The organism is Subtercola lobariae (assembly GCF_014640255.1).
In the GTDB taxonomy this organism is placed as follows: Bacteria; Actinomycetota; Actinomycetes; order Actinomycetales; family Microbacteriaceae; genus Subtercola; species Subtercola lobariae.
In genome coordinates this window covers 105,070-129,371 of sequence record NZ_BMGP01000007.1, presented here as the reverse complement: position 1 = coordinate 129,371, position 24,302 = coordinate 105,070, and the positions used below count along the sequence as shown (strand labels likewise).

19 protein-coding genes are annotated in these 24,302 nt (G+C 66.5%); 9 read left to right on the top strand and 10 right to left on the bottom strand.

Features of this window, described 5'->3' with window-relative positions:
• Positions 1 to 117: 117 nt before the first annotated feature.
• The gene (locus IEX24_RS17600) at positions 118 to 1,455 is read left to right on the top strand and encodes a D-alanyl-D-alanine carboxypeptidase family protein (RefSeq protein WP_188680691.1); all 1,338 of its coding nucleotides are present in this window, start codon (positions 118 to 120) and stop codon (positions 1,453 to 1,455) included.
• 17 nt (positions 1,456 to 1,472) lie between these two features.
• Here the strand turns inward: IEX24_RS17600 and IEX24_RS17595 are convergent, their stop codons facing one another.
• The 4 genes from IEX24_RS17595 to IEX24_RS17580 are packed head-to-tail and all read right to left on the bottom strand — an operon-like array spanning position 1,473 to position 5,171.
• Complete coding sequence (locus IEX24_RS17595; RefSeq protein ID WP_188680689.1) at positions 1,473 to 1,754, bottom strand: hypothetical protein; 282 nt, start codon at positions 1,752 to 1,754, stop codon at positions 1,473 to 1,475.
• Between the two features lie 37 nt (positions 1,755 to 1,791).
• Complete coding sequence (locus IEX24_RS17590; RefSeq protein ID WP_188680687.1) at positions 1,792 to 2,580, bottom strand: energy-coupling factor transporter transmembrane component T family protein; 789 nt, start codon at positions 2,578 to 2,580, stop codon at positions 1,792 to 1,794.
• On the bottom strand, positions 2,577 to 4,538 hold the full coding sequence (locus tag IEX24_RS17585) for an ATP-binding cassette domain-containing protein (protein WP_188680685.1): 1,962 nt from the start codon (positions 4,536 to 4,538) through the stop codon (positions 2,577 to 2,579). The genes IEX24_RS17590 and IEX24_RS17585 overlap by 4 nt, the downstream gene beginning before the upstream one ends.
• Positions 4,539 to 4,541: 3 nt before the next feature.
• Complete coding sequence (locus tag IEX24_RS17580; protein WP_203586059.1) at positions 4,542 to 5,171, bottom strand: ECF transporter S component; 630 nt, start codon at positions 5,169 to 5,171, stop codon at positions 4,542 to 4,544.
• Positions 5,172 to 5,421: 250 nt separating this feature from the next.
• Between IEX24_RS17580 and IEX24_RS17575 the strand changes: the two genes are divergently transcribed.
• From IEX24_RS17575 to treZ, 5 genes are all read left to right on the top strand, one after another.
• Positions 5,422 to 5,805 carry a hypothetical protein gene (locus IEX24_RS17575; protein WP_188680683.1) on the top strand — a complete coding sequence of 128 codons (384 nt, stop codon included), beginning with the start codon at positions 5,422 to 5,424 and terminating at the stop codon, positions 5,803 to 5,805.
• Between the two features lie 158 nt (positions 5,806 to 5,963).
• Positions 5,964 to 6,944, top strand: a complete 981-nt coding sequence (locus IEX24_RS17570) for an LLM class F420-dependent oxidoreductase (RefSeq protein ID WP_188680681.1) — start codon at positions 5,964 to 5,966, stop codon at positions 6,942 to 6,944.
• A 26-nt stretch (positions 6,945 to 6,970) separates the two neighbouring features.
• Positions 6,971 to 9,172: a glycogen debranching protein GlgX gene (gene glgX / locus IEX24_RS17565; protein WP_188680679.1), complete on the top strand. Its 2,202-nt coding sequence runs from the start codon at positions 6,971 to 6,973 to the stop codon at positions 9,170 to 9,172.
• Between the two features lie 105 nt (positions 9,173 to 9,277).
• Positions 9,278 to 11,653: a malto-oligosyltrehalose synthase gene (gene treY, locus IEX24_RS17560; RefSeq protein WP_188680677.1), complete on the top strand. Its 2,376-nt coding sequence runs from the start codon at positions 9,278 to 9,280 to the stop codon at positions 11,651 to 11,653.
• Between the two features lie 3 nt (positions 11,654 to 11,656).
• A complete protein-coding gene (gene treZ / locus IEX24_RS17555) occupies positions 11,657 to 13,525 on the top strand; it encodes a malto-oligosyltrehalose trehalohydrolase (protein ID WP_188680675.1) in 1,869 nt (622 codons plus the stop codon).
• A gap of 18 nt (positions 13,526 to 13,543) precedes the next feature.
• Here the strand turns inward: treZ and dinB are convergent, their stop codons facing one another.
• The 4 genes from dinB to IEX24_RS17535 form a co-directional block, all read right to left on the bottom strand.
• Complete coding sequence (gene dinB / locus IEX24_RS17550) at positions 13,544 to 14,668, bottom strand: DNA polymerase IV (protein ID WP_268236293.1); 1,125 nt, start codon at positions 14,666 to 14,668, stop codon at positions 13,544 to 13,546.
• Between the two features lie 314 nt (positions 14,669 to 14,982).
• Positions 14,983 to 15,549: a DUF1697 domain-containing protein gene (locus IEX24_RS17545; RefSeq protein WP_188680673.1), complete on the bottom strand. Its 567-nt coding sequence runs from the start codon at positions 15,547 to 15,549 to the stop codon at positions 14,983 to 14,985.
• Positions 15,550 to 15,553: 4 nt separating this feature from the next.
• The gene (gene abc-f / locus IEX24_RS17540; protein WP_188680671.1) at positions 15,554 to 17,191 is read right to left on the bottom strand and encodes a ribosomal protection-like ABC-F family protein; all 1,638 of its coding nucleotides are present in this window, start codon (positions 17,189 to 17,191) and stop codon (positions 15,554 to 15,556) included.
• 39 nt (positions 17,192 to 17,230) lie between these two features.
• Positions 17,231 to 17,494, bottom strand: a complete 264-nt coding sequence (locus tag IEX24_RS17535; protein WP_188680669.1) for a hypothetical protein — start codon at positions 17,492 to 17,494, stop codon at positions 17,231 to 17,233.
• A gap of 92 nt (positions 17,495 to 17,586) precedes the next feature.
• Here IEX24_RS17535 and IEX24_RS17530 point away from each other — a divergent pair, with 92 nt between their 5' ends.
• Genes IEX24_RS17530 through IEX24_RS17520 form a run of 3 tightly spaced genes read left to right on the top strand, consistent with a single transcriptional unit; the run spans position 17,587 to position 21,805 of the window.
• Entirely contained in the window at positions 17,587 to 20,538 is a 2,952-nt protein-coding gene (locus IEX24_RS17530) for a phosphatidylglycerol lysyltransferase domain-containing protein (protein WP_188680667.1), read from the top strand.
• A gap of 17 nt (positions 20,539 to 20,555) precedes the next feature.
• Positions 20,556 to 21,560: an aldo/keto reductase family protein gene (locus tag IEX24_RS17525; RefSeq protein WP_188680665.1), complete on the top strand. Its 1,005-nt coding sequence runs from the start codon at positions 20,556 to 20,558 to the stop codon at positions 21,558 to 21,560.
• Positions 21,561 to 21,568: 8 nt separating this feature from the next.
• Positions 21,569 to 21,805 (top strand): hypothetical protein, encoded by a 237-nt coding sequence (locus IEX24_RS17520; RefSeq protein ID WP_188680663.1) that lies wholly within the window; start codon positions 21,569 to 21,571, stop codon positions 21,803 to 21,805.
• Between the two features lie 100 nt (positions 21,806 to 21,905).
• Here IEX24_RS17520 and IEX24_RS17515 read toward each other — a convergent pair whose 3' ends face one another.
• Both IEX24_RS17515 and IEX24_RS17510 read right to left on the bottom strand, forming a co-directional pair.
• On the bottom strand, positions 21,906 to 22,853 hold the full coding sequence (locus IEX24_RS17515; RefSeq protein ID WP_372435817.1) for an oxygenase MpaB family protein: 948 nt from the start codon (positions 22,851 to 22,853) through the stop codon (positions 21,906 to 21,908).
• Positions 22,854 to 22,913: 60 nt separating this feature from the next.
• The gene (locus IEX24_RS17510) at positions 22,914 to 24,299 is read right to left on the bottom strand and encodes an NAD(P)/FAD-dependent oxidoreductase (protein WP_188680661.1); all 1,386 of its coding nucleotides are present in this window, start codon (positions 24,297 to 24,299) and stop codon (positions 22,914 to 22,916) included.
• Positions 24,300 to 24,302 lie beyond the last annotated feature (3 nt).

Sequence of the window (24,302 nt, the reverse complement as noted above, 5' to 3'; positions counted from 1 at the left end):
CTTCCGTCGTGCGGCGCGGCGCTTATGCGACCCTTCCAGTGTGCACTTCACCGGCCACATCTACCAGGCTCGGGCGAGGCGGGCGGGCGCTGACGTGGGGCCGGGTTAGCCTGGAGCATGGCCTCTGGTGTTGCGCGACGAATACGGCGCGGCATTTTCATCGGGGTGGGGGCGCTGATCATCCTCGCCGTCGGCGTATATGGGCCGATCACCCTCGTAGGGCCGTTGCCGGCAGCCACAGCCGCCGTTCTCGGCGCCGACAACACACTCACTCCCCCGGCGCCGCCCACCCTGCCGCAGACTGGCGCGAGCGGCATCATCGCTGACGGCAGCACGGCCGTGCTCGCGTCGTCAGGCATCAGCGACCCCGTTCCGCTCGGCGGCACGGCCAAGGTCATCACTGCCCTCGTCGTGCTCGACGCAAAGCCCATGGATTCGGGCACGCAAGGCGCGAACATCATCATTTCGCCCGAAGACTACGCCGGTTACATCTCCTACATCGCCCAGAGCGCCCGCGCGGTTTCGTTCATCGCCGGCGAAACGTGGACGCAGCGCGACATGCTGCAGGCGATGCTCATGGGCTCGAGCAACAACCACAGCGATGCCCTGGCGCGGTGGGCATTCGGCTCCGTCGACGGCTACGTGACCGCCGCGAACGCGTGGCTGGCGAAGAACGGATTCACCGGCACGAGCGTGGTCGACGCGACAGGGCTTTCGAGCAATTCGGTGGGCACAGCATCCGATCTCACCCGCATCGCCCAACTCGCGTTCGCTAACCCCGTCATCGCCGAGATCATGGGGCAGACAGGCGTCACGGTGAACGGCGGGAGGTACGTGAGTAACCTGGCCGTCTATCTGCCGACCGACGGCGTTACCGGGCTCTCGCTCAGCTACACCGACCAAGCCGGGCTGTGCTTTCTCTACCAAGCTGTGGTGAGCGTGCCGGGTGCAGATGCCGCGAGCGGCGCGAGTGGCGCGGCGGGCGGCGCCAGCGGTACGGCAAGCGGCGGGTCATCGGCCTCTAACGGCGCGGCTGCCACCACCGTCACGCTCTACGGAGCAATGCTGCGCGAGCCCGACTACGACACGCTGAACGGCGACATGACCGCGTTGCTCGCCAGTGCATCCGCCAACCTCAAACCGACAACGGTGGTCACCGCCGGCGACTCGTTCGTTCACTACAGCACGGCCTGGGGTCAATCAGCCGACGGCGTCGCCATCGCTGGTGACTCGCGGATGATCTGGGCGAACACCCCCGTCACCCACACGGTGACAGCAGTGCCTCTGACCACCGCGCTCGGCAGCACCTCGGCCGGTACCGTCACCTTCGCGCTACCAGATGGGCCGCTGAGTGTAGGCCTGAAACTCAGCCAGCCGCTCACCGACCCGGGGCCGTTGTGGCGGCTGACTCACCCCATTCCGGTCATTCAGGCGTTTCTCGACGCGCGCAAATAGCGCCCTCGACGCAAGGGTTAGACGAGAGCCTCGCCGAGGTCGGTGTCGTCTTCGTCGCTGGCGAACGGGTCGCTTTCTTTCGGCTCGAACGAGTAGCTCACGTGCAGTTCGCCGTTGAGTTCGCGGGTGCTGACGACGGTGTATTCGAAGTTCGACTCGATACCGTCGACGAGTGCGATGACGCCGAACGTCTTGTCGTAGTCGCCGCCGATGAGAATCCGCTGGTCGATCTGGCCTTTCAGGGGGCCGTCAACGTATTCGACGGTGTAGTTCGAGGGGGTCGGAGCTGTGTCTGTCATGCTTCCACCGTAGCGCCAGACGGCGCAGCGCACGCGCTCAGCCGGTGCTGCCGATGAAATTCCAGTGCCCCGTTGACACCGAGACGCTCACCGCTGTCACTGCAACAGCGGCCGCAATCACCATGAGAAGCACCTCGCGCCAGCCGAAGGTCGACTCCCTCGCATAGGTTCGTTTGATGCGCGATCCGAAGCCCCGCGCTTCCATCGCCGTGGCGAGTTTGCTGCCGCGCCTGATCGAGAGCACCAGCAACGCGAAACCCAGACTGGCGAACCTGCGGATGCGCCCCGAATCTCCGACGCCCCGCGCGCGGCGAGCGAGTTTCAGCGATCGCCAATCGTCGAGAAACAGACCCATCAGCCGTAACCCTGCCAAACCGCCGAGCACGAACCGGTTCGGCAGGTGCAGCACCTGGGCGAGCCCATCGGCGAGGTCGGTGGGGTCGACGGTGACGAACAACACCACGGCCGGCAGCCCGATGGCGAGCACGCGCAACATCGTTGCGATGCCGAGTTCGATCGAGCCGTCGGTGATATGAATCAGCGAGAACTGAAAGTACGTCTCGCCCGAGGGCCGGCCGTACAGAATCGTGGTGAGCGCGGCCGCCGGGGCGGCGATCCAGACGGGCAGCGTGCGCCAGAAGAATACTTTCGGGGTGAGCCCTGCCCACAGAAACAGGATGCCCTCCAGCACCAGCGCGACGGCCGCCGAAACCCAGTCGATCGACAAGATCAGCGTCAGGCTCAGAACGAACGCGGCGCCGATCTTCGCCACGGGGTTGATGGCGTAGACGGCCTGCGTTCCGCGGTGCGGGGTGAGGATGCTCATGGGCGGCGCTCTGTGGCCGCGGGCGCGGGTGCGGCGGGCGCCTGCGCGGCGGCACGAATGGCGGCGGGTGCGGGTGCGGCGGGCGCTGGATCGGTGAGGATGGGCGCGGGCGCGGCGGCGGTTCGCGTGGGGGCCGACGACGGTGGCGCGGTGGGCGAAGGGGTGGGGTTGCCGAGCATCCGGAACTCGTCGTCGGCTAGTGCGTCGACGAACGCGGCGTCGTGGGTGACGGCGACGAGTGCCGTGCCGGAGTCGAGCAGTTCGGCGAGAAGAGCCACGAGTTCGGCCCACGTTCGCGAGTCTTGGCCGAAGGTGGGTTCGTCGAGCACCAGCAGCGCGGGGCGGGTTGCCAGCACCGTCGCCACCGAGAGCCTCCGCTTTTCGCCGCCTGAGAGGGTGAACGGGTTCGCTGCGGCCAGTCGGGTCAGGCGGAGTCGTTCGAGCAACTCGTCGACGCGTTCGTCGATCTCGGTGCGGGCCAGCTTGAGGGCCCGCGGGCCGACCGCCAGCTCATCGCGAACGGTTTGCGCCAGAAATTGGTGTTCGGGGTCTTGAAAGACTGTTCCGACGCGGGTGAGGAGTTGCTTCGACTTCCATCGGATGGGTTCGGCCGCCGCACCGCTCGCGAACGCCTCGCTGGCTTCGAGGGTGCCTCCGGCCGGCGCCAGTAGCCCGGCGAGCGTGAGCGCGAGCGTCGACTTTCCGGCTCCGTTCGCGCCGGTGATGGCGAGGGCGCGGCCCGCCTCGACGTCGAGCGTCAGCCCTGCGGCCACGGCATGCCCCTTCGCCCGCGCCACCGCGAGCTGCCGCGCGCGCAGCAGCGACGCGGTCGGCGCGCTCGCGACCGAGCCCCCCAAGACACCTGGCGACGCTCCCGCCCCTGCCGCCGCCGCGCTCGCCGCAAACGACGCTCCCGCCCCTGCCGCCGCCGCGCTCGCCGCAAACGACGCTGCCGCCCCACGTGCTGCCGCCTCGGCGCGATCTGAGCCCGGCGCCTCGCACGCGGCTGCTGCGGCCGGGCCCGCTTGCGAGAAGTGAGACTGCTGCGGCGAGTTGAGGCCGGTATAGCGGCCTCTATTCGACGTAACGGCCTCACTCAGCGCCACGCCGCCGTCGGGTCGGGTGAGCGCCTCGGCTGCCACAGGCGAATTGTGTCGGGTACCGCGAGCACGAGCGCGGGCCGGCAGGGGCGGCGGGTACTCGGGTACCCAGACTCCGGATGCCGCGAGCTCGGCCCCGCGCGCACCGAGTACGGCGTCGGGCGAGCCGTCGGCCAGCACTCCCCCGCCCGGCGCCAACACGATGACCCGTTGCACGAGGTGCCGCCAGATCTCCACGCGGTGCTCGATCACCACGAAAGTCGCCTCGGAATGCTCCAAGACGCGCGCCACCGAGTCACGCACCTCGACCGCGCCCTGCGGGTCGAGGTTCGCGGTCGGCTCGTCGAGCAGCAACAGCTGCGGCTGCATCGCGAGCACGCCCGCGAGCGCGAGCCGCTGCTTCTGCCCGCCCGACAATTCGGACGTCGGGTGAGACAGTGGCAGATAAAGCCCGACCGCATCCAGAGCCGAACCGACTCGCCGCCAAATCTCGTCACGCGGCACGCCGAGGTTCTCGCAGCCGAAGGCGACATCGTCGCCGACCCGCGCGAGCATCACCTGAGAATCGGGGTCTTGCAGCAGCAGACCGACCCTGCCCCGGGCATCCTCTGGCCGGCTGTCGCCCACCAGCAGCGAGCCGGCCTGCTCGCCTTCGTCGGCGCCACCGAGCACCCCGGCGAGCGCAGAGATGAGCGTCGACTTGCCCGCCCCAGACGCCCCGAGCAGCAACACGCGATCGCCCGCCTCGATCTCGAGGTCGAGCTCGCTCACGGCCCACGCCGCGCGGCCCGCGTGCCGCCACCCCCAGCCTCGCGCGCTGACGCCGACCCCGCCGACCACGCGGCCAGAGAGTTGCACGGGTTAGACCCGCACCGACGCCTCACGGCCGGCCGCGAAGCGCGAGAGTGCGCCCGTTCGCGCGAGCCCTCGCATCGCGAGCCACGAGAGCACCCCGGCGAGCACGATGCCTGAGAGAATCGACGACCCCGTGTAGATCACGATGAACGGCGTGTCTGACCCGGGGTACGACACGATCAGGTCGTTGATGGCGAGCGCGAGTCCCGCGCCAGCGCCGGCCAGCATGGCCACGTACAGCTTGTAGTTCGCGTACAAGAACAGCGCGAACACAATCTCGGCGCCAAGACCCTGCACCACGCCCGACAGCAAGGTCAGAATGCCCCACTGGGTGCCGACGATCGCCGACACCACGGCTGCAAGCACCTCGGTATACAGCGCCGCACCCGGCTTGCGGATGATCAGCCCACCCAGCACGCCGGCGAACAGCCAGCCGCCGCCGAGCAGCGCGCCGAGCCCCGGCGCCAGGGCTTCGAGCGGAGCGCTCAGCGGGGTCCACGCCTGATCCCACCCCCAGAAGACAAGCCCCGACGCCACGCCGATGACGCTGGCCACGATGATGTCGACCACCCGCCAGCGGTACCTTCCGGTAGCGGCGGCCGATGCGACTTTCAGTGATGCAGTTGTCGTTTGCACTGTTCGTGCCCTTTCGTTGAAACGAATTGTGAGGGCACGGGTTGTGAGACGCCGGGTTCAGGATGCCCGTCAGCGATGTACTCGCGTGAAACGGCGGTCAACTCGAACTTCGACGGCTCGGAGAGTGTTTGTCCTCCCTGCGCTGGCATGATCCAGATCAGGTTCGACGGTCGAAGGTTGAGAACCTTCCTCTCAGCCCGGCTCACCGGACTCCCGTGTTGCGCCCAGTATCCCATATTCTGTAGGTCTCATGCCGCTGATTATTTTCGCCATCGCTGTTTTTGTGGCCGTGCTGTTTTTGGCGGTTTACGCGCATCGACGCATGACCGAGAGCTGGCTGAACCACAACGGCACCCGAACGCGCGGTCAGGCCATCACCGTCGCGCCGCCCTTGTCTGCGGGTCTCATCTCGAGAATCACCAAGACCGTGACCATTATTTCGTTCACGGCGACCGACGGGGTCTCGCGCAGCCTGACTCCCCGCTCGGGCGCCATGACGTTCACCTTGGCGCAAGCGAATGGCGCAGTGACCGTGCTCTACGACGCGGCAAAACCGTCGAACCACGACCGGATGCGCGTGGGGTTCGGCCCCGCGCCGACCACGTGGCACCGGGTGAGACTCCGCTCTGCCTGACTCCGCGACATCGGTGGCCGCGCGTTCCGAGACAATTGGCGAGACCTGCACCCCCCGTCGACAGGCTCTTCTCCTCCACAACCGCGTGGCCTTGTCACATCTGTACAGTGGGATTCAAGCCCACTCGGCCGCCGTCAGAAGTGTGTCAGGCTGAAGGCATGCAGTTGCGTATCTTCACCGAACCCCAGATGGGCGCGAGTTACGACGATCTTCTTGCTGTCGCACAGGCGACCGAGCGGCTCGGCTTCGACGCCTTTTTTCGCTCAGACCACTACCTCACCATGGGCGGCGACGGCCTGCCCGGGCCCACCGACGCTTGGACCAGCCTGGCAGGCCTCGCCCGAGAGACCAGCCGCATCAAGCTCGGCACGCTCGTCTCGAGTGTGACTTACCGGTACCCGGGCATCCTCGCCATTCAAGTAGCGCAGGTCGATCAGATGTCGGGCGGCAGGGCCGAACTCGGCCTCGGCACCGGCTGGTTCAAGGCCGAACACGAGGCCTACGGCATCCCGTTTCCTGAAAAACGTTTCGACCTGCTCGAAGAGCAACTCGCCATCGTCACCGGCCTCTGGTCGACGCCGGTCGGCGAGACCTACTCGTTCGACGGCACGCACTATCAGCTGACCGACTCCCCTGCTCTGCCGAAACCGGTTCAGTCGCCGTTGCCTGTCATCGTGGGCGGTAATGGGCCGAGCCGAACACCGAAACTCGCGGCGCGCTTCGCTGCCGAATACAACCAGGCCTTTCCTGAGCTGGCGAACATCGCTCGGCAGTTCGGTCGGGTTCGAGCAGCCTGCGAGGCGGTCGGGCGTGAGCCAGATAGCCTGGTGTACTCCGCCGCGCTCGTGATCGCGACAGGCAGCACCGAGGCCAAATTCGGCAGGCGCGCAGCGGCGATCGGGCGCGAGCCGGCAGAGCTGCGCGAGCACGGCATCTCGGGCACCGCAGCCGAGGTCATCGACCGTATCGGCTGGCTGCGCGAGCAGGGCGTCGAACGGCTCTATCTTCAGGTGCTCGACCTCACCGATCTCGAGCATCTCGACTTCATCGCGAGCGAGATCGCTCCGCACCTCGACGCGGCACTTCCAGCCGCTCACGCTTCAGGCACGGCGCACATCGTCGCCGCCCCTCTTCAGTAGTACCGACAACTCAACAGGAGTCATTTGTGGACAGCTGGCCCGGATCTGCCTACCCGCTCGGAGCAACCTTCGACGGTAGCGGCACCAACTTCGCCATTTTCAGTGAAGGAGCCGAAAAAGTAGAGCTCTGCCTCTTCGGCGAGAAAGGCGCCGAAACGCGCATTCTGCTGAACGAAGTCGACGCTTTCGTCTGGCACTGCTACCTGCCTCAGGTGCAGCCCGGCCAACGCTACGGCTATCGAGTCTACGGGGCGTACGACCCCAAGAACGGCCTGCGCTTCAACCCAAACAAGCTGCTTCTCGACCCCTACGCCAAGGCCACCAGCGGTTCCATCGACTGGGATCAGTCGTTGTTCGCCTACAACTTCGGCGACCCCGACAGCGAGAACGACCTCGACTCGGCCAAGCACATGATGTACGGGGTCGTCATCAACCCCTTCTTCGACTGGTCGGGCGACCGTGAGCTGCGGGTACCGTACAACGAAACGATCATCTACGAAGCTCACGTGAAGGGTCTCACCGAGCTCAATCACGAGATTCCGAAAGACCAGCGCGGCACCTACGCGGGTATCGCGCATCCGGCGACCATCGAGCACCTGCAGCGCCTCGGCATCACCGCCATCGAGCTCATGCCGGTACACCAATTCGTGCAAGACTCCACTCTGCTCGACAAGGGGCTGCATAACTACTGGGGCTACAACACGATCGGGTTCTTCGCCCCGCACAGCGCATACTCGTCTGCCGGCGAACGCGGCCAGCAGGTGCAAGAGTTCAAGGGAATGGTCAAGGCCTTACATGCGGCCAATATCGAAGTCATTCTCGATGTTGTGTACAACCACACCGCTGAAGGCAACCACCTCGGCCCCACCATCTCGTTTCGCGGCATCGACAACGAGGCGTACTACCGCTTGATGGATGATGACAAGCGCTACTACATGGACTACACCGGCACAGGCAACACCCTGAACGTGCGGCACCCGCACTCGCTGCAGCTCATCATGGATTCCCTTCGCTACTGGGTCATCGAGATGCACGTCGACGGTTTTCGATTCGATCTCGCATCAACACTCGCGCGCGAGTTCTACGATGTCGATCGCCTCTCCACTTTCTTCGAGCTCGTGCAGCAAGACCCGGTGGTGTCGCAGGTCAAACTCATCGCCGAGCCATGGGACGTCGGGCCTGGTGGCTACCAAGTGGGTAACTTCCCTCCACAGTGGTCGGAGTGGAACGGAAAGTACCGCGACACCGTGCGCGACTTCTGGCGCGGAGAGCCGTCGACCCTCGGCGAGTTCGCTTCTCGTTTCACCGGGTCGAGCGACCTCTACGAGCACTCGGGGCGGCGCCCCGTGGCATCCATCAACTTCGTCACGGCGCACGACGGGTTCACGCTGGCCGACCTCGTTTCTTATAACGAAAAGCACAACGACGCCAATGGCGAGAACGGCAACGACGGTGAGTCGAGCAACCGCAGTTGGAACGGTGGAGCCGAAGGCCCCACCGATGACCCGGCCATTCGCGGCCTGCGAGCACGCCAGCAGCGCAACTTTCTCGCGACGCTGCTGCTTTCGCAGGGTGTACCGATGCTGCTGCATGGCGATGAACTCGGCCGAACTCAGAACGGCAACAACAACACCTACGCACAAGACAACGAGATTTCGTGGGTGCACTGGAAGCGGGCCGACGAACCGCTCATCGAGTTCACCTCAGCCGTGATGCGTCTGCGAAAAGAGCATCCGACCTTCCGCCGCAGCCGATTCTTCGATGGCAGGCCTGTGCGGCGAGGCCGCGGCGAGCCGCTGCCCGACATCGTGTGGCTGAACCCCGAGGCCCGCGAGATGGAGCCCGAAGAATGGGACACCCCGCTCAGCCGCTCGGTGGGCGTCTACCTCAACGGGCAGGGCATTCGCGGGCGTGACTACCGCGGCGAGCGGGTGACTGACGTCAACTTCTTGCTCTACTTCAACGCCGACGACGTGGAGGTGCCGTTCACGCTGCCGAGCGCCGAGTACGGCACCGCGTGGGATGTGGTGATCGACACCGCAGGTCAGGCCACAGACGAAGCTCCGAGCACGCCCGGCGACGTCGTCACCGTCTTTCCCAAGTCGATCATGGTGCTGCGAGCGCATCGCCACGACGTTCCCGACCCCGATCACTCGGTCGCCGCCTCGCTCAGCAGCATGACGGGCGCCGTGCCCGTGATTCCCGCCAACCGACCGTCGGCGGGCTGATGCCGCACGCCGAGAAAGGCGTACCCTCGCCCGCCGCCCGGTGAACCTCACAACAGCACCCCGTTACCCCCTGTCGACACCCTCCTGATGAAAGAAGAGCCCTCGATGCGTGTACCCCGCTCGACCTACCGGTTGCAGATCACCTCGGCGTTCACGCTGACTGATGCGGCCGACGCTGCGGCGTACATCCACGACCTCGGCGCAGACTGGGTCTACTTCTCGCCGTTGCTCGAGGCAGAGGCTGGCTCAGACCACGGCTACGACGTCATCGACCACCGCCGTATCGACCCCGCGCGTGGCGGCGAAGCAGGCCTCTCCGCGGCCGTCGCCGCCGCTCGCGCACAGGGTCTGGGCGTGCTGATCGACATCGTTCCGAATCACGTGGGCGTCGCGACTCCAGCCGTCAATCCGTGGTGGTGGGATGTACTGGAGCACGGCCAATCGTCTCGCTATGCGGCCGCCTTCGACATCGACTGGCAGTTCGGTAGCGGCAAGGTGCGCATTCCGGTGCTCGGCGACGACTCTCTCGACGACCTCACCGTCGTCGACAACGAGCTGCACTACTTCGAGAACCGTTACCCACTCGCTCCCGGCACGTTTTCAGACGGGGCGGATGCCGTGACAGTGCATTCCCGCCAGCACTACGAACTCGTGAACTGGCACCGGGCCGACTACGACTTGAACTATCGGCGATTCTTCGCGGTGAACTCGCTGGCGGGCATCCGCGTCGAAGAGCCCTGGGTGTTCGACGAGTCACACGTCGAGATCGCGCGATGGTTCAGCGAGGGTCTGGCCGATGGGCTGCGAGTCGATCATCCCGACGGCCTTCGTGACCCCGGCGCTTACCTCGACCGGCTGGGCGAACTCACCGGTCATCGCTATGTGCTCGTGGAGAAGATTCTCGAGGGCCGCGAGCAGTTGCCGCCCGAGTGGGCGACCGCGGGAACGACCGGGTATGACGCGCTTGCCGACTTCGACCGCGTTCTCGTCGATGGCGCGGGCGAGACGCCGCTGAACCAGCTCGACCAGGCCCTCGCAGACGGCGAGCGAGTAGTGCCCACCTCATTCACCGAACTCATTCACGAAACCAAACGCGGCATCGCCGACGGCATTCTGCGCTCAGAGGTGCTGCGAATCGTGCGCGACCTCAAGCGCAGCGACGCAGTCGACATCACGGGCACCGCCCAACCTGGTTCAGAGCCCTACCAGACCGGACTGCCGACGCTCGACGCGACGACCGTTGCCGACGCGGTTGCCGAACTGCTCACCTGCTTCGCCGTCTACCGGTCGTACGTGCCGCTCGGCATCGAGCAGGTGCGTGAGGCGGCCGATCTCGCCGAAACACACCGCCCAGACCTATCGGCCACCATCGACGCGATACTCCCCGCGCTCAGCGACCCGTCGAACATTGCCGCGAAGCGCTTTCAGCAGACCTCGGGAATGGTGATGGCAAAGGGCGTCGAAGACACGGCGTTCTACCGCTACAACCGGCTCACCTCGCTCAACGAAGTCGGGGCAGACCCGGGCGAGTTCGCGATCTCGGTGTCCGAGTTTCACAAACGTCAGGTGACTCGGCTGCGCTCGTACCCGAACGCCATGACCACTCTGTCGACGCACGACACCAAGCGCGGCGAAGATACCCGCGCGCGAATCAGCGTTATTTCTGAGCTGCCTGAGGCCTGGGCATCCACTCTCTCGCAGCTGCGCACGCTCGCCCCGCTCGGTGACGGCCAGCTCGAGAATCTGCTCTGGCAGGCCATTGTGGGGTCATGGCCCGCGTCGCGCGAACGCCTGCACGCCTATGCCGAGAAGGCGGCACGAGAGGCCGGCGATTCCACGGGCTGGCTCGCCGTGAACGAGCAGTTCGAGGCGCGAATGCACCGACTCGTCGACAGCGCCTTCGACTCGCCCGATGTGCGGCGTGTGCTCGCGGGCTTTCTGAAGCTCGTCGAGCAGCCGGGCTGGTCGAACTCCCTTTCGCTCAAGCTGCTGCAGCTCACGGCGCCAGGGTCGCCCGATGTGTATCAGGGCAGCGAACTCTGGGAGACGTCGCTCGTCGACCCCGACAACCGACGCCCGGTCGACTACGAGCAGCGCCGGTCGATGCTGGCGCGACTGGATGCCGGTGACCTTCCGCCCATCGATGAAAGCGGCGCCGCGAAACTGCTGGTCACCTCGCGCGCTCTGCGGCTGCGGCGCGACAAGTCAGGGCAGTTCGAAGGGTACCGGCCGCTCACGGCAGAAGGGTCTGCCGCTTCGCACGTGGTCGCCTTCGATCGTGACGAGGCCATCACTGTCGCCACACGCCTGCCCGTGGGGCTCGCCGCTCGCGGGGGCTGGGGCGACACCAGCCTCTCGACCGACTACGGCAGGGTGCGCGATGTGATCACCGGACGGAGCTACGACGGCTCGCGTATTCTGCTCGCCGAGCTGCTTGCGACCTACCCGGTCGCCCTGCTGACACCGACCACGGAGGCGTGAACCATGGCCCTGAAACAGTTCGATGTGTGGGCACCGCGCGCACGATCGGTGACGTTGCGTCTGCATGAGCTCGCGGCGAAAGAAGCAGACGCACGCGACTTGGCCGCGGCCGACGAAGCCGCTTCGACCGACCCCGACGCGAGCGAATCGAGGGTACCCGGCACCAAGTCGGTGCCCATGACCGCACGCGGCGATGGCTGGTTCACCGCCTCAGAACTCGACGGCTACGTCGATGCCGACTACGGGTACGTGCTCGACGACAACGAGGAGCTGGTGCTGCCCGACCCGCGATCGCGACGACAGCCGAACGGGGTGCACGAGCTCTCGCGCACCTTCGACCCTCGGCGCTTCGAGTGGAGTGACTCATCGTGGAAGGGCCGTCAGCTGGCCGGCGGCGAGATCTACGAGCTGCACATCGGCACGTTCACGCCCGAAGGCACGCTCGACGCGGCCATCGGCAAACTCGACCATCTGGTGTCGATCGGGGTCGACTTCGTCGAGCTGCTGCCCGTGAACGCCTTCAACGGAACCCACAACTGGGGTTACGACGGTGTGCTCTGGTTCGCGGTGCACGAGCTCTACGGCGGGCCGGAGGGGTACCAGCGCTTCGTCGATGCCTGTCACGCGAAAGGTCTGGCGGTCATCCAAGACGTCGTGTACAACCACTTCGGCCCGAGCGGTAATTACCTGCCGTTGTTCGGGCCGTACCTCAACGATGCCAAGGCAAACACCTGGGGCGCGTCGATCAACCTCGACGGGCCAGACTCGGCCGAGGTGCGGCGCTTCATCATCGACAACGCACTGATGTGGCTGAACGACTATCACGTCGACGGCCTGCGCCTCGATGCGGTGCACGCCCTGCACGACGAATCTCACCCGCACCTGCTTGCCCAGTTGTCGACCGAGGTCGACGCCCTCTCGTCGTTCTTGGGGCGCCCGCTCACGCTCATCGCGGAGTCTGACCTCAACGACCCCGTGATGTTCACGCCTCGGGAGAGCGAAGGGTACGGGCTCAGTGGGCAGTGGAGCGACGACTTCCATCACGCGGTTCATGTGGCGCTGACCGGAGAGACCACGGGGTACTACGCCGACTTCGAGCCGATCTCGGCGCTTGCGAAGGTGCTCACTGAGGGCTTCTTTCACAACGGAACCTGGTCGAGCTTTCGCGAGAAACCGCACGGCAAGCCCATCGACACCGAGAACACTTCGTCATGGCGACTTGTGGTGGCGAACCAGAACCACGACCAGATCGGCAACCGTGCGACGGGTGATCGGCTGAGCGCTTCGCTCAGCGACGGCCAACTCGCCATCGCGGCCGTGCTCACGCTGCTCGGGCCGTTCACGCCGATGCTATTCATGGGCGAGGAATGGGCTGCCTCGACACCGTGGCAGTTCTTCACGTCGCATCCCGAACCAGAGCTCGGCGAGGCCACCGCGAAGGGCCGCATCGCCGAGTTCGCCAAGATGGGCTGGGATGAGTCGGCTGTACCCGACCCGCAAGACCCGAAAACCTTCGAGAACTCCAAACTCGACTGGTCAGAAGCCGAGTCGGGGCGGCACGCCGCACTTTTGCGGCTCTATCGCGAACTCGCCCGACTGCGCCGCAGTGCGCCCGAGTTCACCGACCCGCGGTTCGACGAGACGTCGGTTCGTTTCGACGAAGCAGCGCACTGGTTCGAGCTACGCCGCGGCCCGGTGAGCATTCTCATCAACTTCGGCTCCGACCCCATCGATTCGTCGATCATCGACGCCGAGGTCGGCGAGGTCATACTCTCAACCCAAGACGTTCTGGCAGATGCGGTTGCGACAACTCCCGACACCCTCACAACTCTTCCCCCACACTCGGCTACCGTCTACCGACGACGAGCCTGAATCGAGGCGGGCGGCGGGTCAGCGGTCGTTGCCGAGGGGCGGGGTTTGCGGATGCTCGCGGGCCGGCCGCACGAGCGAGGCCCGTTTGACCGCGCCGTGCCCGAACTTCTCGGCCACCCTGTCGACGGTCACCTCCGCATCGCGCCAGCCGTCTGCCGGCGCCGACTCGTCGGCCCACAGCGACGGCTGATGCACGACAGCCGACGCATCGACCAGGTTCTCGACGCGCACGCCGATCAGCCGCACCCGCTGAACCATCGGGCCGAGCGCGTCGAACAGATCGCGGGCCGCATCTGAGATCGTCTGCGCGAGATCGGTGGGCTCGCTGAGCGTTCGCGACCTCGAAATGGTGGAGAAGTCGGTGAAGCGCAGCTTCAGTGCCACGGTTTTGCCGGCCAGGCCCGCACGGCGCAACCGCACGGCCACCTGGTCAGATTGACGCAGCAGTTCGAGGCGCACCTGCCGAGCATCCGCCACGTCGTGTTCGAACGTCATTTCGTGGCCGATGCTCTTCTCGGTGCGTGAGGTGACCACCGAACGGGTGTCTATGCCGAGCGAGAGGTCGTGCAGCTTCTGGCCGCCGGCTTCGCCGACGCGGTTCTTCAGCGTTGCGAGCGGGGTCGCCGCAAGATCGCCGACGGTACGGATGCCCAACCGCGCCAACGCGTCGGCCGTGGTCGCGCCCACTCCCCACAGCGCCGATATGGGCAGCGGGTGCAGAAAGTCGAGCGTGGCGGCGGCCGGTATGACGAGCATTCCGTCGGGTTTTGCCCGCCCCGACGCCATTTTGGCGATGAACTTGGTCGAGGCGGCGCCCACCGAACAGGTGAGGCCGGTTTCGGCGAGAACACGGGCGCGCACCGCAGCACCGATGGTCGACGGCGAGCCGAGCAGACGCCTCGCTCCCGCCACGTCGAGAAAAGCCTCGTCGATGCTCAGCGGCTCCACCAGCGGCGTCACATCTCGGAAGATGCGCATGACTTCACCCGAGTAGTGGGTGTATTTCTCGCGATGCCCGGGCAGAACGATGGCATGCGGGCAGAGTTGCAGCGCCCGAGCCACGGGCATGGCCGAGTGCACCCCGAACCGCCGCGCCTCGTAGGTCGCCGAGGTGACGACTCCGCGGCCGCCGGCGTGACCGATGATGANTGACCGATGATGACCGCTTTTCCGATGAGCTCCGGGTGCTCGAGCAGCTCCACCGAGGCGAAGAACGCATCCATATCGATGTGCAGCATGGTCGCGGTGCCGTCATCGTCACCACCCCCGAACACCGTGGGGCGCACCGGGGCTGCAACGGGCACCCGCTTCGGCGCCCAGTCGGCCACCCGCTTCGCCCCGAGTGGCGCGCCAGCCTCATTCGCACCACTCGCCATAATGCCAAGCCTACGTCGATCCCCCGACACCGCCGAAGGCCGCGGTCAGAGGCCCGGTCACAAGCGCAGTCACAGTCGTAATCAGAGCCGGGCGCGCACGAGGGCGGCGAGCTTCGCGGCGGTATTCACGTTGCGCGCGGTGTAAGCGGGGCCGAGCTGCCGCCAGAACGAGGGTGGCACCGTGCTCTTCGAAATACCGTTCGGGCACCAGACATACACCGCACGCGGCCCCACCGCTAAGACGTCGGGCGATACCGAGTCGGGGTCGGGAATCGTCAGCGAAGTCGAGGTGAGGGCCGCGCGGGCATCCGAAGTCGCCGGCAGATACGCCACGACCAAGCGCGACGGGTCGGTCGCAACCGCGAGTAATGGGTTCTCGTCGGTGATCTCGAGAAAGTCGGCACCCGACAGAATCACGAAGTGGGCCGAGAACTCCGCCACCTGCGTGAACCGCTTCTCGATGGCAGCGACGTCTGCTGCGGTGAGTGGATGCGCCGCCGAGAACACCACATTGCCGCTTCTCAACAGCGTCTTCACCTCGGTATAGCCGAGGGTCTCGAACACGCCGCGAAAGTCGTTCATGCCGACCTGGTTTGCCGTGCCCACGTTGATTCCGCGAACGAGACCGACATATACGTGTTGAGGCATACGATCAGAGCTCGGTCACGATGCCATCGACAACGATGAGCTGGCGGTTCAGCGAGACCGTTTCGAGCATCCGCCGGTCGTGTGTGACGAGCAGAAGAGTGCCCTCGTACGATTCCAGCGCTTCTTCGAGCTGCTCGATGGCCGGCAGGTCGAGGTGGTTGGTGGGTTCGTCGAGCACGAGCAGGTTCACGCCGCGAGCCTGAAGCAGCGCCAACGCCGCCCGGGTGCGTTCGCCAGGCGACAGACTCGACACCGGCCGGTCGACGTGATCGGCCTTCAGCCCGAACTTGGCGAGCAGCGTACGAACCTCGGCGAGCGGCAGATCGGGCACCTGCGCCGCAACGGCCTCGACCAGCACGGACTCACCCTCAAGCAGCCCGCGCGCCTGATCGATCTCGCCGATCGCCACGCTGCGGCCGAGGCTCACCGAGCCCTCAGCCGGCTGCTGGGTGCCGAGCAGCAGCCGCAAGAGCGTCGACTTGCCCGCTCCGTTCGGCCCCGTGATGCCCACCCGGTCGCCGCCGTCGATCTGCAGCGAGACCGGCCCGAGCGTGAACGAGCCCTGCCGCACGACAGCCGCGCTCAGCGTCGAAACGACCGAGCTCGACCGCGGAGCCTGCCCGATGGTGAACTTAAGCTGCCACTCTTTGCGCGGCTCGTCGACCTCGTCGAGCCGCGCGATTCGGCTCTCCATCTGACGCACCTTTTGCGCCTGTTTCTCTGACGACTCGATGGATGCCCGGCGGCGGATCTTGTCGTTGTCGGGAGCCTTTTTCATGGCATTGCGAACCCCCTGCGACGACCATTCCCGTTGCGTTCGCGCCCGCCCCACGAGATCGGCCTTCTTCGCGGCGAACTCGTCGTATTCTTCGCGGGCATGCCGTCTCGCGGTCTGGCGCTCTTCGAGGTAGGAGTCGTAACCGCCGTTGTAGACGGCCACGCTGTTCTGCGCGAGGTCGAGCTCGACCACGGTGGTGACGCAGCGCGCCAGAAACTCGCGATCGTGCGAGACCAGTACGACGCCGCCGCGAAGGCCCCGCACGAACGATTCCAGTCTCGCCAGACCGTCGAGATCGAGGTCGTTGGTGGGTTCGTCGAGCAGCACCAGGTCGAAACGGGAGAGCAACAGGGCGGCGAGAGCTACCCGCGCGGCTTGCCCACCGGAGAGGCCCGTCATGAGTGCGGTGACATCTGCGTCGAGGCCCAGTTCGGCCAGGGTGGCGGGTATTCGGTCATCCAGGTCGGCCGCACCGCTAGCCAGCCAGCGGTCGAGCGCTACCGAATACGCGTCGGCAGCGAGCGGGTCGGGCGAGCCGAGCGCTTCGGAGGCGCGCTCGAGTTCGAGGGTGGCCGAGGTAGCACCTGTGCGCCGGCCGATGTAGCCCGCGATGGTTTCGCCGGGCATACGCTCGTGTTCTTGGGGCAGCCAGCCCACAAATGCGTCGCCGGGCGCGAGCGTGACCGCGCCCTCGAGCGGGGCGTCGACGCCCGCCAGGAGCCGCAGCAGTGTGGTCTTGCCCGCGCCATTCGCGCCCACCAGCCCGACCACGTCGCCCGGGGCGACGGTCACATCGAGCCCCGAGAACAGAACGCGGTGCCCGTGCCCGCCCGAAAGGTTCTTCGCGACGAGGGTTGCAGTCATGCCCCTAGTCTGGCCCACCAACGGAGTCTGGCGCGCAGGTCAGCGGCCATGCTCGGCGAGAATCTGGTCGACGTCGATGGTCTTCAGCAGTGCATCCCAGTCGATGGCGCGCGCCTCGGCCTCGAGCGAGCGTTCGGCGTAGGCCTTTCCGTTGCGGTGCACCTCGATGCCAACCGGCAGCAGTGAGTTCAAGCGGGCGAGCACCGCATCGTCGACGGCCTCAGTGTTGAAATCGGCGCCGACGGTGGCGTAATAGTCGGCCGACACGGTGTACGAAACGGTGGTGATCTCAACTTGGCTCATGCGCTCAAGACTACGCCGAGGCCAGCCCGCTAGGGTGAATGACGAGAGCGCGCGACCGCACGTCAGGTCGCCGACGAACAAGGGGCGAAACCGTGGACCAGTGGCTCGCAACGATTCCACCACTTGCGATCATGCTCGTCGTGTTCGGCTTCGTGGCCGTTGAGAGCCTCGGCGTTCCATTGCCCGGCGAAACGGTGCTCATCGCCGCCACCCTGGTTTCTCTCGACGGGCACATTTCGCCGTGGCTGGTGTGGGGTTCCGCCGTGGTGGGCGCCGTTGCCGGCGACTCGATCGGCTATCTGATCGGCCACCGTTTCGGCATTCGCCTGCTCACCATCGGCGCCCGACGCTTTCCGAACAGATTCGGGCCCGAGCGGGTGCACAACGCCATCGGCGCCATGAACCGCTGGGGTGTGCTGGCCGTCATCGGCGGCAGGTTCGTCGCGCTGTTGCGGGTCTTGGTCGGCCCCCTAGCTGGTACGCTCCGGATGCCCTACCGCCGCTTTCTGGTGGCGAACAGCATCGGCGCCCTGCTCTGGGCCGGCGCCGTGGTGTTCGTCATCTCGTCGCTGGGCAGGGCTGCCATCGAGCTGATCCATCGCTTCACCTGGATCGCCCTGCTCACGGTGCTCGTCGTGGTCATTGTGATCGCCATCGTGATGGTCTACCGCTCGCGTAAGGCGGCAGCGAACCCGGTGGCCGCGGGCTCGCCCACCAGCCCCATCGACCTCGCCGACACGGCGACCGGATCTCTGCAAATCAGTGACCTGTTTCAAGCCGATGGTTCACTCAGCCCGCTTGCGGCGAAGGCCGGACTGGAATCGACGTCTGAGGGAATCGGCGGAGTGCCCGGGCTCGCCGGCGTCGCAGAGCTGGCGAACAATACCGGGCTGGCCGGAGTCACCGCGGCCGCCCGCCAGGTGCTCGGCCCCATCGGCAGAACGGCCCGCCGCTTTCCCTTCACGACCGGCCTTTTCGGGGTGTTTCTCGTCGTAGCGATCGCCACCGGGTCACTCTGGTACCCCGTGCATCGCCAGCCCTGGTACCACGACATCGCCTACGGCCTGCCGTCGTTTCTGAACGGTCAGTGGTACACGCTGATCACGGGCACGTTCTTCTCCCAACTTCCGATTCACTACGCGCTCGTGCTGGTGGGATTGATCGTCGGGGTGGGCTGGGCCGAGAGCAGGTTCGGCTCGAGGCGCGCGTTCGGCATCTTCGCGGGCGGGCAGATCGTTGCGGTGGTGGGCAGCCTGTTCATCCTGCTCGGCGCCCGCTCGTTCGACAGCACCTGGGCAGATCACCTCGCCACCCAATACGACGTGGGGCCGTCGGGCGGAATGCTCGCCTGTCTCGCGGCAGCCATGATCACCTTGCGCGCTCCCTGGCGCCTGCGGGCCCGGTTCGCGCTCTTCGCCTTCGTGACCGTGTCGTTGATCTACATTGGCACTCTGGCCGACCTCGAACACTTTCTGGCGGTTCTGGGCGTGGTGCTCGTGGCGCCGTTCATCCAAGGTTTCAGACGGGTGAAGGGCGGCCCGTCGAGTCGGGAGTGGCGCATTCTCGCCTTCGCCGGCCTGGTGATTCTGGCCGCCGTCGAGATCGCCGGAACGCTGCTGCCCTCTGATGACCCGTCAACGAGCCCCAACCCCGGCGCGAGCACCTGGATCGATCTCGCCATCGACGTGATCGTCATAGCCCTGATTGCGAACGGCGTTCGTCTCGGCTACCGCCTGCCGTGGGTGATCGCCGTGATCTTGGGCGTCTTCAACGTTCTCGAGTTCGCGGGGCTCGCGATCTACGCCGTCGTCGCGGTCGACTTTCCGCCCAGCCTGTTCGAAGCGATGACCAACTCGTCGCTCTGGATCGCCCTCTTGGTGATTCTCTGGCTCGGCCGCCGCGCCTACCGCGTACCCTGGCGCCGCTCGAGACGAGTCGTCAGCCAGCAGGATGCCCGTAAGAACCCGCTCGAGATCTTGACCGAAGACGGCGGCGGCACCCTCTCGTGGATGACCATGTGGAAGGCGAACTCCTACTTCGTGGCCGCCGACGGAGACAGTTTCGTTGCCTATCAGAGGCACTCAGGCGTGGCCATCGCTCTCGGCGACCCGATCGGCCCGGCCGCGAAACGGCAGCAGACCATTGCGGAGTTCGTGGCCGAATGCGAGCGCATCGGGCTCGCGCCGTGCTTCTTCTCGGTGTCAGACGAGACCCTCGACGGCGCGCCCGACGGTTGGACACACCTGCAGGTGGCCGAAGACACCATCATCGATCTTCCGACGCTCGAGATGACGGGCAAGAAGTGGCAGGCCATTCGTTCGTCGCTCAACCGGGCAACCCGCGAGAACATCAGCTTTCGAATGACGAATCTGAGCGCTGAACCGTGGGCGATCGTGTCGCAGGTTCGGGCGATCTCCGAAGAGTGGGTGGGTGACAAGGCGCTGCCCGAGATGGGGTTCACGCTGGGTGGGGTCGATGAAGCGCTCGATCCGCACGTGAAGACCGCGCTGGCACTCGATGAGAACAACACGGTGCAGGGAGTGCTGTCGTGGTTGCCGGTGTACGGCCCGGGCGATGAAAGCGCTGCCGAGGGCGGTGGAGGTGATGGGGCTGAGGGCGGCGTCGAGGCGGAAGGTGCTGCCGAGCATCCATTCGTTCGCGGCTACACACTCGACCTGATGCGGCGCAAAGACGACGGCTTCAAACCCGTCATGGAGTTCTTGATCGCCTCGTCGTGCCTCTTCTTTCAGGCCGAAGGAGCGCTGTTCGTGTCGCTTTCGGGCGCACCGCTCGCGCGCGCCGACGACCAAAGCGAAGCGACCGGCATCGACGCCGTGCTCGAATCGGTGGGCACGATTCTCGAGCCGCTGTACGGCTTTCAGTCGCTGCACAACTTCAAGACGAAGTTCAATCCGCGGTACGAGCGTATGAGCCTGCTCTATCGTGACGAAGCCGATCTGCCGAAGATCGCTCTCGCGCTGACTCGAGCGTTCTTGCCGAACGAGTCGCTGCTCGGTATCGCGCGCATGGGGCTGCAGCGCTAGGCGGTTACGCTTGAGATATGGAATTCAGGTATCTCGGCAATAGCGGTCTCAAGGTCTCAGAAATCACCTACGGAAACTGGCTGACCCACGGCTCGCAGGTTGAGAACGAAATCGCCAGAGAGAGCGTTCAGGCGGCTCTCGAGGCCGGTATCACCACTTTCGACACCGCTGACGCGTACGCGAACACCGCTGCCGAGAAGGTGCTCGGCAAGGCGCTGAAGAATACGCGCCGTGCTTCGGTGGAGATCTTCACGAAGGTCTACTTTCCGACCGGGCCGAAGGGGCCCAACGACACCGGCCTCAGCCGCAAGCACATCATGGAGTCGATCGACGGCTCGCTGAACCGCTTGCGCACCGACTATGTCGACCTCTACCAGGCCCACCGGTACGACTACGAGACTCCGCTCGAAGAGACTATGACCGCGTTCGCCGACATCGTTCGGGCGGGCAAAGCGCTCTACATCGGCGTGAGCGAGTGGACTGCGCCGCAGCTGCGCGAGGCGTCGGCGCTGGCGTCGAAGCTCGGTTTTCAGCTCATCTCGAACCAGCCGCAGTACTCGATGCTGTGGCGGGTCATCGAGGCCGAGGTGGTGCCTGCCTCGCTCGAACTCGGCATCTCGCAGATCGTCTGGTCGCCGGTGGCGCAGGGTGTGCTGACCGGAAAGTACAAGCCGGGCCAGCCCGTGCCCGAGGGTTCTCGCGCCACCGACACCAAAGGCGGCGACGCCATGATCGAGAGCTGGTTGTCTGACGAGACCCTGACCCGTGTGCAGAAACTGCAGCCCATCGCCGATGATCTCGGTGTGACGATGGCGCAGCTGGCCGTGGCGTGGGTGCTGCAGAACCCGAACGTCGCTTCGGCCATCATCGGGGCATCCAAACCCGAACAGATCGCGTCGAATGTGGCCGCGGCCGGGGTGAAACTCGACGCCGAGGTGCTCACTCGAATCGATGAGGCGCTCGGCGATGTGGTGGAGCGCGGGGCCGACAAGACCACGTCGCCCGCGTCGCGGCAGGCGTAGGTTCGCTGATGGATCGCGCGACACGTTTCTCGCTGCTGGGGCTCGGCGGCTCGTTCATGGTAGTGGTAGCTGCGGTGATCGACGCGGTGACGCACGGCGTCTACGGCACGGTGTTTCTGATCATCATGCTCGCGGGCATCGTGTTCGCGCTGGTGATGGTGGTGTCAGCGCGGCTTGAACGGCGGCGGGTGCGTAAGCTCTCAGAGCCGCCGAAGCCCACGCCGCCGACGATGCGGCTGCGCTGAGGTAGCGGGTGTGCTGCGGCTGTGGTCGCAGTGGATGCCCGCTTCTTACTCGCGCCGGGTAGCAGTGTTGGCGCGCCGGGTCAGCCACCCGCACTGCGGGCTATGCCGCGGAAGTGCTCACGGCAGCGGCATCGGCCGCGCCTGCGGCCGCGAGGCGCGCCAGACGGCGACGGGCCGCGAGTTCGCTCGGGCCAGGGCCGGTGCCGAGCATGTTGCCGATGACCTTCAGCACGAGGTTCGTGGCGGCGACGGTGGGCAGAAGGTGGGCGATGCGCGCGGGGTTCAGGCCGAGCATCCGGCGGTATTCGGGTGCGATCGACGAGACCGCGCCGGCGAAGAGAATGCCGTAACCGGGCATCATGGAGCGGGCGAGCGGCGGCCTGCGAAGAAAGCGCACGGTTTCGGCGACGCGCTCGTCGCTCTTCAGGGTGCCTGAGGTGAGAAACGCGCGCAGCTGGCTCTGCAACTCGGCTTCTGAACGAGGCGGGTTTGGCACGCCCATCAGCTCGCCGGCCTTCGCCCACTCGCGCACATAGGCGTCGGGGCCGCCGGGAATGGGGCTGCTCCAGAGCTTGGCGGTCGCCAGAAACGAGTCGGTGAACGCGAGGTGCACCCAGCTGAGCAGTTCGGAGTCGTTCGCCGCGTACGGGCGGTCGCGTCCCTGGGCGTCGATGTACCTGCCCACGACGCGCTCGTGCAGCTTCAGCACCCAGTTCGAGGCGTCGATCGCGGTCGCGGTGTCGGCGTAGGTGACCGTGAAGATCCAGCGGATGGTACCGGCGAGACGCCCGAGCGGGTCTTCTTTGTAGCGCGACCAGTCATGCACTCCCGCCAGAGCGCCCGGGTGCAGCGATTGCATCAGCAGGGCGCGAACGCCGGCGACGATGGTGGCGGTCTGGCCGTGCACGGCCCAGGTCGCTGAATCGGGCGCGAAGAAACCCGCGTCGTCGCCTGTGTCGAGGGCGAGAACCCAGTCGGGCGGCCCATCGAGTTGCCCGGTGAAGGTCGATCGCAGCCGGTTGCGCATGCTGTCTGGAAAGATACTCACGCGTTTCAGTCTGCGGCCAGTGGATGCCCGGCCCCACCCCTTGACGACGAACTCCCAGCGTCACTCAGCAAGGCGCTCGACCGCCGCAGAGAACACCGCGGGCACGTGCGAGCCCGCCGGCACAAACGCCGCCCGCAGCGGCGTGCGCGAAAGCGCGTACAGCGCTGCTGTGAACCGAGTGGGGCCGCCCGACACAGTCAGCCAGCCGCGTTCGTACCGCGCCACCACCTCTGCGGCCGAAGCCAAGTCTGCGGCGGGCCCACGAGCCGCGGCCGGCACCGAAGCGACCTGCCCAGTCGAAGCGGCCAGCGCGGCGACCGGCGCGTCGCGGGCGGCGACCGGCGCGGTAGCGGGCGCGTCGGAGGCGATAGCCGACGCGACGCGGGCGGCGACCGGCGCGGTAGCGGGCGCGTCGGAGGCGGTAGCCGGCGCGACGCTGGCGGCGACCGGCGCGGTAGCCGGCGCGTCGGAGGCGGTAGCCGGCGCGACGCGGGCGGCGGCCAGCCCAATCGGCGCGGCGAGCGCAGCGACGGCTGCCGTAGCCTGGGCGAAGCCGAGGCGGAGGCCCTCGCCGGTGAGGGCGTCGACGTAGCCGGAGGCGTCTCCGATCAGCAGAACGCGGCCTCGAGCATGCTGGGCGACGCGTTGCCTCAAGGGGCCCGCCCCGCGAACCGGCGTCATCGCGTCGGCCCCGTCGAGGCGGGCGGCGAGCTCGGGGGTGGCCGCAATGGCGGCGGCGAGGTCGAGACCGCGTTCACCAAGCAGAGCCACCCCGATCATCCGCTCGCCCACCGGCGTGACGTAGAGCTCGAATCGGGGCGACCAGTACACCTCGACGTGGTCACTCCAGGGCGTGACGGCGAAGTGCTGGCGCAGTCCGAAGCGCCGCCGCGAACGCTTCGGAGCGGGTGGGGGGTCGAGTTCGAGCATGCCCCGAATCGACGAATGCAAGCCGTCGCAGCCGAAGACCCATTCGCTGCGCAGGGTTGACGGTAGATCGCCGTTACCCGATGCGAGCGAGAGGGTCACGCCCCGAGCATCCTGAACCAGCGACTCGACCCGGGCGAGCCGAAATCGCACCCCACAGGAGGCCGCTCGTTCGGTCAGCAGCGTCGACAGCTCGGTTCGGCGCATGCCCACGCCCGGGCCGGCCCGAAAATCGTGCCCGGCCTGGCGCCACGTGGGGTGAGCCGCGCTCTTGTACGTGATTCCGGTGAGCGGATGCCCGTGCGGCCGCACCCCGAGCCGCAGAAGTTCGGCAACCGCGCCCGGCATGAGCCCCTCGCCGCACGCCTTGTCGACGGCAGCGCCGCGCGGCTCGACCACGACCACCTCGAACCCGCGAAGCCGCGCGCCGATCGCCGCCGCAAGCCCGACTGGGCCACCGCCCACCACGGCCACATCGCAGTCGAATTCGCCCGCAGGCGCTGACTCGGCGAACGCCATGGC

Coding starts and splice junctions, on each gene's coding strand:
- IEX24_RS17600 (WP_188680691.1), top strand. CDS start 118: ATGGCCTCTGGTGTTGCGCGACGAATACGGCGCGGCATTTTCATCGGG.
- IEX24_RS17595 (WP_188680689.1), bottom strand. CDS start 1,754: ATGACAGACACAGCTCCGACCCCCTCGAACTACACCGTCGAATACGTT.
- IEX24_RS17590 (WP_188680687.1), bottom strand. CDS start 2,580: ATGAGCATCCTCACCCCGCACCGCGGAACGCAGGCCGTCTACGCCATC.
- IEX24_RS17575 (WP_188680683.1), top strand. CDS start 5,422: ATGCCGCTGATTATTTTCGCCATCGCTGTTTTTGTGGCCGTGCTGTTT.
- IEX24_RS17570 (WP_188680681.1), top strand. CDS start 5,964: ATGCAGTTGCGTATCTTCACCGAACCCCAGATGGGCGCGAGTTACGAC.
- treY (WP_188680677.1), top strand. CDS start 9,278: ATGCGTGTACCCCGCTCGACCTACCGGTTGCAGATCACCTCGGCGTTC.
- treZ (WP_188680675.1), top strand. CDS start 11,657: ATGGCCCTGAAACAGTTCGATGTGTGGGCACCGCGCGCACGATCGGTG.
- IEX24_RS17545 (WP_188680673.1), bottom strand. CDS start 15,549: ATGCCTCAACACGTATATGTCGGTCTCGTTCGCGGAATCAACGTGGGC.
- abc-f (WP_188680671.1), bottom strand. CDS start 17,191: ATGACTGCAACCCTCGTCGCGAAGAACCTTTCGGGCGGGCACGGGCAC.
- IEX24_RS17535 (WP_188680669.1), bottom strand. CDS start 17,494: ATGAGCCAAGTTGAGATCACCACCGTTTCGTACACCGTGTCGGCCGAC.
- IEX24_RS17525 (WP_188680665.1), top strand. CDS start 20,556: ATGGAATTCAGGTATCTCGGCAATAGCGGTCTCAAGGTCTCAGAAATC.
- IEX24_RS17520 (WP_188680663.1), top strand. CDS start 21,569: ATGGATCGCGCGACACGTTTCTCGCTGCTGGGGCTCGGCGGCTCGTTC.
- IEX24_RS17510 (WP_188680661.1), bottom strand. CDS start 24,299: ATGGCGTTCGCCGAGTCAGCGCCTGCGGGCGAATTCGACTGCGATGTG.